Genomic DNA, 11,691 nt, shown 5'->3' on the forward strand with positions numbered 1-11,691 from the left:
GGATATTTGAATGAAGTGTATTTACACGAATAAAAAAAGGTGATACAGTTTGAAAGTTCTTCCTTGAAAAGCTTCGTGGACGATTTGTCCACTGCGCCGGAAAGAGCAACCGGTTTATGGGATAACCACTAAATAATGCGTGTTCATTTACTATAGAAGGAAGTGGAGTTTTTTGAATACCTTACCTTATAAAGAGCAGTGGTTCGGCAATATCCGCGGGGATATCCTGGCGGGAATTGTGGTGGCACTTGCCCTGATTCCGGAAGCAATCGCTTTTTCCATCATTGCAGGAGTCGATCCGATGGTCGGCCTGTACGCTTCATTTTCCATCGCTGTCGTCATTTCCTTTGTCGGCGGCCGCCCTGCCATGATTTCAGCAGCAACTGGCGCCATGGCACTTGCGATGGTATTGCTGGTCCGTGATCACGGATTGGATTATTTACTCGCGGCAACCGTATTGACCGGTGTGCTGCAACTCATATTCGGATTGTTGAAAGTCGCCCGCTTTATGAAGTTCATCCCGCGGGCTGTCATGATTGGCTTTGTCAATTCACTGGCCATCCTGATTTTCATGGCACAGGTGCCATTTATCTTTGGCGTCAATGCCATCACTTATGTATTTGTGGGAATCACGTTGGCGATCGTCTACATTTTGCCACGTTTTTTTACGGCTATTCCGGCTCCCTTGATCGCCATCCTAGTCTTGACGGGAGTCGTCATGTACAGCGGAATGGATATGCAGAATGTCGGCAGCCTGGGCACGATTTCACAAACCTTGCCGAGCTTCTTCATTCCGAATGTACCGTTCAACTTTGAAACCCTGCAAATCATTTTCCCGACTGCACTGGCTTTGTCCATCATCGGATTGCTGGAATCCTTGTTGACTGCATCGATACTCGATGATGCGACTGAAACAGGCTCCGATAAAAACCAGGAAGCACGCGGCCAGGGAATCGCCAACATCATCACTGGATTTTTCGGCGGCATGGCAGGCTGCGCGATGATCGGCCAGTCCGGCATCAATGTCCGTTCCGGCGGTCGAGGACGTTTGTCCACCTTCACAGCCGGCGTATTCCTGATGTTCCTGATTATTGTCCTCGGCAATTGGGTCGTCCAGATACCGATGCCGGTCTTAGCTGGAATCATGGTCATGGTCTGCATCGGCACCTTTGACTGGGGTTCGTTCAAATACTTGGCGACTGCCCCGAAATCAGATGCGATCGTCATGCTATTGACTGTCGTCGTTGTCGTCTATACCCATGATTTGTCCAAGGGCGTATTCGCCGGCGTCATTTTGAGCACCATCCTGTTTGCTGCGAAGATCTCCAAAGTGGAGGTCCGCAAAGAAGGATTGGAGTCCAATGCGTCGAATAGATATACCATACACGGACAATTGTTTTTCGCATCTTCCCAGGACTTTGTTTCCGCATTCGATAAAGTGGAAGCTTCCGAAGGGATTGTGTTGGACTTTTCAGATGCGACTGTCTGGGACGATTCAGGCGTCGGCGCCATCGACCGGGTCATGAACAAACTGCAGGCGCAGGGCCAGACCGTTGAAATCACCGGGTTGAACGCCTCCAGCCAAAAGCTCGTCGACAAATTAGCGACCTATGGCACTGCAGGCAAGAGCACACATTAAGGGGGATGCTTATGTACGAGAAAATCTTAGTTGCGGCCGACGGCTCTGACCATTCAAAGCGGGCCGCTCACGAAGCGGTCAAAATGGCCAAAGCCAACCCACAAGCTTTCATCACTTTGCTGTATGTCATCGATTATGAAAAAGCGCGAACCGAAATTCTTCACGGCCAAAGCAGCGACGAAGTCCATTTGGAACGCAAAAAGCACTTGATGCCGCTCGAAGAAATCTTCCGTTCTGCCGGCGTTGATTTTGAAACCAAAACGCTGCACGGCGTACCGGGTCCGACCATCGTCAAGCATGCCAATGAAACCGGTTATGATGTCGTATTGATCGGCAGCCGCGGATTGAATGCACTCCAGGAAATGGTGCTCGGCAGCGTCAGCCATAAAGTGGCCAAACGTGTTCAAGCTCCAGTCATCATCGTCAAATAACTCCAGCCGCTCTTCGTGAATCTGCGAAGAGCGGCTGGAGTTTTGTTTATTTTCGATTTGTGGGTGTTTGCAAGGATTTGTGGGCACTTATTTGGATTTGTGAGCGTTCAGCGAGATTTATGGGCGCTTATCCGAATTTGTGGGCGTTCAGCAGGATTTGTGGGCGTTCGCAAAAAACCCTCCTGCAGCAAACACAGGAGGTACAGAAATTTAGTGCATCCAGACATAGCCCAGGCTAAATAGAGCGATTCCACTGGCTAAAGTGGCAAAGACATAAGCGGCAGCCTGTAGCCACTTAGCGTCTTCCAAATCTTTCACCACATCCAAAGCCATCGTCGAAAACGTCGTGAAAGCCCCGAGAAAACCGGTGATCCAGAAAATCGATAAGCTGCCGCTGCCGATAAACAGGCCAAGCACCAACGAACCGATGCTGTTGACCAGCCAGGTTGCGGCTTTCGGCTGCCACATCCTGCTTTCAATCAACAAGTAAAACAAGTAGCGCGTGACCGCTCCTAAAAATCCGCCAACCGCAATGCCAATCATGACTGCACCCCTCTCCGGCCAATCCACAAACCTGCGGCTGCGGCGGCAACACAAGCAACCGTCATCCCGCCTGCAAATGCCATGCCCAGCCAAATGGAGGACTCCAGGTAATGGAACCAGTCAGCAGAAAACGCGGAAAATGTCGTAAACGAGCCCAGCAGCCCCGTTGAAACCAGTAGCCTCAGCTCTGCCGACTTCCGGCTTAACCGGATGGCTGCGTGACCGATTAAAAAACTGCCGGCTATATTGACGAGCCAGAGTCCAGATCCACCTGCAGCCACCATATATATTCCCGCACGCAAAAGCGAACCGATCATTCCGCCAAATCCCACAGCCAGTATCCGCTTCATCCCCAACGCCCCGCATCTGTTTTTCTACAGTTTAACTTACTGAAAAAAATCGTGTTTGTTTTTTTAGTCTTCTGTTAATTCTTTTAAAGTCGATATGACTAAATCCGGTCGATCCAAATGTATCGAATGTCCTGCACTTTTTGCAAACTTAACTGTGCTTCTTTTCGAAAGCTTTCCTTGTTCGAGTATTAATTGCTGCCACATGTTTTCCAACATCAACAGTTCCGACTCAGGCAAACCTCTGCTTACACCTTCCTGAATTACATAGTTTTTATCGCGGCCGATAGCGACTAGTGGAATGTTGCTCAGCATACCTAATTTTTTGATCATTTTTGCATCTATTTTAAAGTTTACGAATTCAGATATCATTGCTTTGTACAAGTTTGGCTTTTGCCGAAACTGGATTAATTGCCTTTGTATATGTGAAGGCAGTTTTTTCTGGTTTTCGGCTAATTTGGGGTGAATAATTTTTCTGGTTTCTTCTTCGTTCATACTTGCATAGTTTTGAAAATCCTCTAGCCATTTATTATCAGCTGAATTCCCCCTTAAAACAGGAAGTTCAAGCTCATCCAGTCTTTCCAAATCCTCAGATGTAGAATCAATTAAGAGCAATGCTTTTACTTTTTCAGGATAGAGTTTTGAAAAATGCTGCGCGCATAAGCCCCCATAAGAATGTCCGATCAGAATGACCGGATCCACTATTTCCAACTTCTCCATTAGTTGCTTCATCTCTTCAGCATTAGCCGTTGTCGTACGTTTTTCTTCTCCAATTTCACTTTTTCCTGATCCTGGACGGTGGAACATAATAATTTTATTCGTTTTACTCAGAGCTTCTGTCACTTCAAACCATTCCTCAAACGAACAGCCCATTCCCGGCAGAATAAAGATAGGTACTCCATTTCCACCTTTTTGCACTACTTCCATTTTCCGATCATTGATGGTGATAAACTGGTTCATAGTTTTCGCTCCTTATATTGAAGAACACACAATAACCGTTTTCTTCTCACTTGTTTGTATAAATTTTTTTAAAAAATAAATCACCCAAAATCAATGATATTCAAGAGATATATCTCAGAACATTTCATACTTGGCATCTAGGAATGCTAATTTTTTTCTGTACATATCTTTTGCGTCTACATCTTCCTATTTCTATTTATTCATTATAGCCTTTAAATTATTATAGTAAATTTATATTAAAACCAAAGGAAAGATTTCTCCAGTAAGTAGGAATAATATGGAACCGAATTTAAGCATGTTTTCGGTATACTTTGAAGGTGGATTGCCCTTTTAGCTCTCTTTTTTTTTTGCAGCTGTTCATACATTTTTTTAGCACTTAAAAAAAGGAAAACTATTCATAAAAATACACTTTTACCGAAAAAAGAGAAAGAAATCGGCTTTGATTAGCCGCTTCTCTCCCTTGTGTTTAAACAACTTCCGATAATCCCTCATATGTAAACTGAAACCTGATCAGAATTTTTTCTAATTGATTTACACAAGATATTTTACGCTCTTATTTTTTTGTGAATGATGATTAGGAAAGAACTTAAAGTATTTATAAAATTTATAAAATTTGATAATATCGATTAAAATATTCAGAATTTTTAATATTTTTATATTCACACTAGTAAAAATGTGATATTATATAGGCGAAAACTCATAATATTATTAATCTTTTCTACATTCATATCAATACCTTGTACATAAACTTGATTCTTTCCTTTTTAAGTTTTACATACATAAAAACAAGTTTTTTATAGTCCTACATATTTTAAACTTCAATAAAATAAACAATTTCTTTCTAATAATTATATTTCCACCTTATTTATTCGTGGAAACATCACAGTATGGACAGAAGCACCGCTCTATGAAGAATTGGTTAGTAAGAAAAGACTTTAATTTGTCAAAGGAGGCGGAATTTAAAAACTTAAAATTGATTTCATTACTTTGGAGCCATTTTAAAAGAAATTTTGTTAAGGTTAAAAGTCTGTTCGATTTCTTTAATACCATTGAGTTTCTCACTTCTGATAGTACAGGACAGCTCCCGATTTTTAACAAAGCAATCATCTAGTGTTTGTACCATCTAAAACCATTTAAGAGCAATCGCTAAGATGTTGCTGCAAAAGATTCAGCTATCGTAAGAACAGCGAGCAGACGACAGGTATGGACAGTAGGGACTGTGCTAGAAAACTGGACACAGGTGTAACCAGGTGCACTGCTGCGCCGGTTATTATCAATGGATAACTGAAAGATATATTGACTGAAAAGGAAGTTTACATTGTAGAAAGAACAGTTGACTGTCAAAAAAATGTGTTTGGTAAATCGGTAGTATGTACAAAAACCCAACACAGGAGATGGAGACATGAAAAAAATACTTTCAATTGATGGTGGAGGAATTCGTGGGATTATCCCTGCCCTAATATTAGCCGACATCGAAAAGCAAACCGGAAAGAGCATCGCCGAACTTTTCGATTTGATTGCCGGCACATCAACAGGCGGACTCCTTGCATTAGGTCTTGTAAAACCGGATGGGAATGGAAAACCTCAATATTCTGCAGATGCACTAGCAAAGCTCTACAAAAATGAAAAAGAACGTATTTTTTCGCCTTTGAGACTGGATCGTTTTGACCACACAGTAAGCGCTTTGTTGCAAGAACGTTACGGTTCGAAAAGTTACGAAGATGTGCTTCATAACTATTTCAGTGATTTTAGGCTGTCTGATGCCTTAACAGAAGTGATCATCATGTGTTACGAAATTGAAAGACGGAAGCCATGGGTTTTTAGAAGTTGTAAAGCGAAAGATGCAAGTTACAGAGGAATAAATGAAAATGCTCGCATGAAAGATATAGCCAGGGCAACGTCAGCAGCCCCAACTTATTTCGAACCAAAAAAGATAGAAATGGATGAAAACTTTTTCTTTGTTGATGGAGGAATGTTTGCGAATAATCCAGCTATGTATGCATATGCGGAAGCTAAAACATTGTTTCCAGATGAAAAGGATTTTTTGCTGGTTTCATTAGGAACAGGCGAGTACACTCGACACATCCGGTATGAAAAAGCAAAGGATTGGGGTCTTGTGGAATAGGCTCCCAGCATATTAGACATTGTTTTCGATGGTGTAAGCAAAGCCGTTGATTACCAACTGAATCAACTTTTGCCTTTTCAAGACTGTGACAGAAGATATTATCGCTTTCAATCTCCTTTGACTTTTGCAAACGACAATTTAGACGACATTTCAGATAAAACGTTAGTGCTTTATGCAACATGGCCGAATATATGATTGATAACAACAAACAAGTGCTTCAAGAGTTATGCAGCAAGTTAAATGTATGAATAAGTAAGACAATCCGTAGCAGAAGGAAACTATAACAATGGGATTCAGTGATGCAATGAAAGCTGAGTCATTCTATTAATACAAAACAGCGAGATATAGCGTAAAAGATATTCAAGTTATATAAGAAAAGATAATTTTTTCTTCTGCTAAACCAAGCCGGTGGAATGAATCCAGAGCGAATTATGCCTTTCAGTAAAAACATCAAAACTCCTGAAAGGAGATAGGGCAATGGTAATAAAAAAGAGTGATTTTGACGGGGATGGAGTTTCCGAAATTCCAGTGACTAGTCCATGGGGGATTGGTATTTTAAAGCTTTCAGGAAATACTCTTACGGCACCGTTGATGGCACCCAATGGGACACGTTTCGGTGGCTGGCTACTTAATACTGGAGACAACCGTTTCGACTTGATGGCAGACTTCGATGGTGATCGTAAAACCGAATTACTCGTCACGAGTCCTTGGGGGATTGGCATTTTAAAACAATCAGGAAATACTTTTACGGTATCGATGATGGCACCCAATGGAACGCGTTTCGGCGGCTGGCTTCTAAGTACTGTTGATAACCGTTTCGGACCTGTAGGTGATTTTGACGGGGACGGTAAGGATGAGATCTTGGTCACTAGCCCATGGGGAATTGCAATTTTGAAGCTCTCTGGGGCTACATTTACTGTAGTTATGATAGCAGAAAACGGATCACACTTTGGCGGCTGGTTGCTTAATACCGCCGACAACCGCTTTACCCAAGTCGGGGATGTCGACGGAGATGGAAAAGATGAAATTGTGGTCACCAGCCCACGAGGAATTAGTATCTTAAAACTTTCAGGAAATGCTCTTACTGCGCTTATGATGGCGCCAAATGGAACTCGGTTCGGCGGCTGGTTACTCAATACCGTTGACAACCATATTCATGCTCTAGCAGATTTAGATGGCGATGGAAAGGAAGAAATTGTGATTACTAGCCCATGGGGAATTGGAATTCTAAAGCTTTCAGGAAATGCTCTCACTGCTCTTATGATGGCACCAAACGGAACTCGGTTCGGCGGCTGGCTATTAAACACATTAGATAATCGAGTAGGACCTGTCGCAGATTTTGACGGTGACCGACAAGACGAGCTCTTTATTTCGAGCCCATGGGGGGTCGGAATTCTCAAACTAGTAGGAAACACATTTAACGTACTGATGATAGCATCAAACGGCACTCGTTTCGGGGAATGGTTACTTAACACTGCTGACAACCACTTCGACCATCTAGCAGACTTCACTGGCGATGGTAAATTAGACATCTTGGTCACTAGCCCATGGGGAATTGGTATTTTCCGTTTCGAAGGAAACACATTTAAAGTTCCTATGATGGCACCGAACGGGAAACGCTTCGGCGGCTGGTTGCTCAACACACGTGATAATCAATTCGAACTTGGAGAGCAAACCGTCCGGCTCCATGTGAAAATTCTTACCAATCCTACCATTGCTATTGATCGTATGATCGTAGCAATGCAACAGGTTTATGAGTCAGTTGGAATCCGTGTACATCGAGTAAGCACTGAGGCACTCAACATGCCAATTCTTAATGACGTAGATGTTGGGGATTGCGTTATGGGACGTGTCACACAGGAGCAGATTCAGCTCTTTAACAATCGAAATAATGCTTGGGGTAGTGATATAGTAGTGTACTTTGTGCGCTCCACAGTACCACCGTATAATGGCTGTGCGGCACATCCTGCGAGACAGCCAGGTGCAGTGGTCGCTCAAATCGCCACCATGTGGACTTTAGCGCACGAAGTAGGACATGTCTTGGGTCTCCGACATGTCGATGATAATAATCTATTGATGACAGGTAATGGAACAAGTAATATTACTAATCCTCCGCCTAACTTAATTTCTAGGGAAGTGAATTCGATGAGGGCGAGCACAATTACCTTTGATAGTTAAGGAGGGAATTAAAGTGGTTACAAAGAAAGACATTCGCAGCTGGCTGGATGCCGAAGAAGTAGACTATACAAGAGCAAGCAGGCTCGGTCCAGAGGCCGTCCCACTTTTGATGGAGCTTGTACAGGATCCAAACCTGGGACTCGCATCAAAAGCTACTTATCTTGCAAGCCTTATTAATACTGAACAATCCATAAAAGTGTTGGAAATAGCAATGGCAAGAAATGAGCCCCTGTTGAGGGTAGCTGTCGCTTCAGGTATCCGCAATTTACCGGAAATCCAAGCGGAGAAATTATTAGATCCATTAATAGATGATCCAGATGCCGGGATTCGTAAAGTCATGCTTAAATCAGCTGCACAATTTAAATCTATAGAAGTAGAAAAGAAATTCCAGAAAATGGCCGATAAAGATTCTATGCCGTTTGTCTCCGAATTGGCTGGAAATATTGTGAAAACGATGAAAACTAAAAGACAAATCCCTTGACAACAGTTTAGGGATGGACACGTTGAACCAAGAAATGTAGCTGTGAATGAGATTTCCATGGGTCACAAAGGTTAATAAATCTAATATTGATTATTTCATATGTCACTTGGTAATAGCATGATGGACTTACTCATTAGAATATAAAAGAAATAAAAAATCTAGAATTGGGAGGTTACAAGAAACGATAGCAAACTAACTTACAATTGGAGGTGCTTTATATGCCAAATATGAAAAGAATTACGGATTTATCAAAATATGAGGGTATACTGCCCTATGATAGCGAATTGTTTGGAGTATACCAATCACTAATTGGATGGAAATCTAAAAGAATCTTTGATCGAATGAAATCTAAAAATTTTCCTCTTATAACATTAAGCAATATGTTTGAAAATAAAACGAAAGTTATGCTAAACGCTGACAGTTATATTGAAAAAGGTAGTTTAAAAGTTGGTGAATTTGCAGAAGCCAACCTAATTCCGCATAATAGCGTAATTATTCTTAAAGAAATCTACCAAAAATTACAATCGTTTGGTAAAGTTCCGCAGGATGCTGATGAATGGTCACACCTTATAAATGATGCAGTTTTAAATGACATACTCAATGATCCAGTTCGTAGCCACTATTCAGAGCTTGCATCAGACAAGAGACAAAGTATCAATGCTGCAGTAAAACTACCTAATGAATCAGATGAGGTGTTTTATCGCCGGAAGCACCATTTGATGGAAGAAGTGAGGGCGGAATTAGTAACAGCCATTGAGAAAGAAATAAAAATTGCTGGTGTTATTAAAGAATTAATTGCAAATAAACACGTTAGTGAGTTGAACAAGATTTTCTATAGAAATTTGGATTTGAATGCACAAGAAGAATACAATAAATTACTAACAAGAACACAGAACGATTTTCATGATCCCTATCTTACGTTTGATCCAACAAAAGATATTGACAATGTTAATGTGTCTCCTCTTGGTATCGTGCATTTATATCGACAATTTTTCTTTGAATTAGATACGTTCCTTGGAACACCTACTAGTCATGTTTGGTTAAGTCCTGGTTCTACAGTTGAATTAATTGAAACTAGTACGCGTAAGACAATCATTGAAAAGACAACTGAAACATTTACCGAAACTTCTAATAAAACGGAAGATACCCTAGTAAGTCAAGAGGATCTAAGTGAATCTGTTAAAGAGGAAAATAAAAACGATTTGAAATTAGGATTTACTACGACAGTAAATCAGTCTTGGGGAACAGGCAGTATGACAGCTACTGGAAATTTAAATATGGATAAGACTCAACAGTTTGCTAGAGAAACTGTTCACAAAAAAATGAGACAGCAAACGCAAAAATTGTCTACTGAGATTCGTCAAAGCTTTAAATCTACATTTAAAATTGTTACAGAAACTACAGATACTTCAAGCAAAAGGTATGTACTCAATAATTCCACAGATAAATTAATCAATTATGAATTGCGCAGAAAGATGAGACAAGTTGGCGTTCAAGTTCAAGATATTGGTACATTTTTGTGTTGGCAAACTTTTGTCGATGAGCCTGGTAATGACCTCGGTCTTGCAAATTTAATACATGTATCATCGCCGGTTGAATTAGTAGTACCAACTAATCCTGAAGAGATTCCATTGCCACCGGATCGACCTCTTTTTCACAAGGTGTATTGCTTATGGAATTATGATGAACCAAAAGCTGGATTTATAGGGGTTGGTGAATTTCACCTGCCTCCTGCGCCAGATGGGTTTGACATTTCTATAGAGCCCGAACACGTACATCTTCCTGCTACTCAACTTTCTGCTAGAGGTGAGGATTTTACAGGAGTTTGGTCATTTGGAGCCAGGTTTAAGCCTAATGGAAAAATAGAGGTTGGTGTATTGGCATATGGATTACCTGATGGCCTAGACTGGGATGAACGAGTAGACTTTGAAGTTCAGATTGAATTTAAATGTGTTCCGAATAATGACACCAGAAATAAAATTAAAGAGCTTAATAAGCAAAGACAGCAAGATGCTGAAAAGGTTGCCACCGAAGAAACCTTTAGAAAAGCTTCTGAAGTGGCTTTTAAGGATGCCAAAGAACGCATAAATATTGCTAGTAAAATTGCGAAACGCAATTTTGAAGATTTACGAGAAGAAGAACGTATTTTAGTTTACCGTAAACTTATTAGTAGTTTAATGTCTGAACTCAACTATAAACATGTAGATGGTAAACGCAGACATGTATTATCAGAATTAATAAATTCAATATTTGACATTGATAAAATGTTGTATTTCGTGGCTCCTGACTGGTGGAAACCTAGAACACAACAGCCTAGTATATTTAACGTACAGACTCGAATAAATAATCTCTCTATAGCATGGCCAGATATGAATCACAGACCAGCTAATTATATGATTACTGATGCGAGTGCACCAGCCCCTATGGGTAGTTCACTAGGGTGGCTTCTTCAGTTAGACGGAGACAATTTACGTAATACTTTTCTGAATGCTCCTTGGGTTAAAGCTGTCATTCCTATACGTCCAGGCAAGGAAAAGGCTGCACTCAAGTGGTTGCAATCGGTAAATGTTGAGGGTGCAGATGGGTTGGATGCTGAGTATGCAGCACCTGAAGAAGAATTGGACGCAATTCGAAATAAAATGGGTCTGGCTGATGAAACAGCTGTTACTCTTAAAGATGCGATTGATTTCTTATGTATGGAAGTAGCTGAAAAGCACGAAGAATCGCTTAAAGTTAAAACTTTTCCACAAGATCCTGCAATAAATGATGATGACAAAGTAAACACGACCCCTACTCAAAAAGTATTTGAGCACGGTTTTTATGCATTGCATGGAGGATTCCGTGCCCAAGTAGATGGCGGTAATCCTAACCCCGACAATTCGGAAAGAAACTTCCAAGTTTTTGACCAATGGATCGAGGTTTTACCGACGGATCAAGTAGTTCCTGTAGAAGTTGAATACGACCCCAAAACAGGAAGGGGAATTTAA

At 41.2% G+C, this 11,691-nt stretch carries 9 protein-coding genes; 6 read left to right on the forward strand and 3 right to left on the reverse strand.

Features of this window, described 5'->3' with window-relative positions:
• The first annotated feature begins 172 nt into the window (after positions 1-172).
• Both ACRC6Q_RS13775 and ACRC6Q_RS13780 read left to right on the forward strand, forming a co-directional pair.
• Positions 173-1,639: a SulP family inorganic anion transporter gene (locus ACRC6Q_RS13775; RefSeq protein WP_431466827.1), complete on the forward strand. Its 1,467-nt coding sequence runs from the start codon at positions 173-175 to the stop codon at positions 1,637-1,639.
• Positions 1,640-1,650: 11 nt separating this feature from the next.
• Positions 1,651-2,070 carry a universal stress protein gene (locus tag ACRC6Q_RS13780; protein WP_223636969.1) on the forward strand — a complete coding sequence of 140 codons (420 nt, stop codon included), beginning with the start codon at positions 1,651-1,653 and terminating at the stop codon, positions 2,068-2,070.
• Between the two features lie 210 nt (positions 2,071-2,280).
• On the opposite strand, the gene ACRC6Q_RS13785 is transcribed toward ACRC6Q_RS13780, so the two are convergent.
• The 3 genes from ACRC6Q_RS13785 to ACRC6Q_RS13795 form a co-directional block, all read right to left on the reverse strand.
• Positions 2,281-2,613: a fluoride efflux transporter FluC gene (locus ACRC6Q_RS13785; RefSeq protein ID WP_431466828.1), complete on the reverse strand. Its 333-nt coding sequence runs from the start codon at positions 2,611-2,613 to the stop codon at positions 2,281-2,283.
• Entirely contained in the window at positions 2,610-2,963 is a 354-nt protein-coding gene (locus ACRC6Q_RS13790) for a fluoride efflux transporter FluC (protein WP_431466829.1), read from the reverse strand. Before ACRC6Q_RS13790 ends, ACRC6Q_RS13785 begins: the two co-directional genes overlap by 4 nt.
• Before the next feature lie 63 nt (positions 2,964-3,026).
• Positions 3,027-3,920, reverse strand: a complete 894-nt coding sequence (locus ACRC6Q_RS13795; protein WP_223636978.1) for an alpha/beta hydrolase — start codon at positions 3,918-3,920, stop codon at positions 3,027-3,029.
• A gap of 1,402 nt (positions 3,921-5,322) precedes the next feature.
• Between ACRC6Q_RS13795 and ACRC6Q_RS13800 the strand changes: the two genes are divergently transcribed.
• The 4 genes from ACRC6Q_RS13800 to ACRC6Q_RS13815 all read left to right on the forward strand — a co-directional run bounded on the left by ACRC6Q_RS13800 (position 5,323) and on the right by ACRC6Q_RS13815 (position 11,691).
• Positions 5,323-6,045, forward strand: coding sequence for a patatin-like phospholipase family protein (locus ACRC6Q_RS13800; protein ID WP_431466830.1), 723 nt, complete (start codon positions 5,323-5,325; stop codon positions 6,043-6,045).
• A 477-nt stretch (positions 6,046-6,522) separates the two neighbouring features.
• Positions 6,523-8,223, forward strand: coding sequence for an FG-GAP-like repeat-containing protein (locus ACRC6Q_RS13805; RefSeq protein WP_431466831.1), 1,701 nt, complete (start codon positions 6,523-6,525; stop codon positions 8,221-8,223).
• Between the two features lie 13 nt (positions 8,224-8,236).
• Complete coding sequence (locus ACRC6Q_RS13810; RefSeq protein WP_431466832.1) at positions 8,237-8,704, forward strand: HEAT repeat domain-containing protein; 468 nt, start codon at positions 8,237-8,239, stop codon at positions 8,702-8,704.
• 218 nt (positions 8,705-8,922) lie between these two features.
• Positions 8,923-11,691 carry a peptidoglycan-binding protein gene (locus ACRC6Q_RS13815; RefSeq protein ID WP_431466833.1) on the forward strand — a complete coding sequence of 923 codons (2,769 nt, stop codon included), beginning with the start codon at positions 8,923-8,925 and terminating at the stop codon, positions 11,689-11,691.

Source organism: Planococcus sp. SE5232 (assembly GCF_050686535.1).
GTDB lineage: Bacteria > Bacillota > Bacilli > Bacillales_A > Planococcaceae > Planococcus.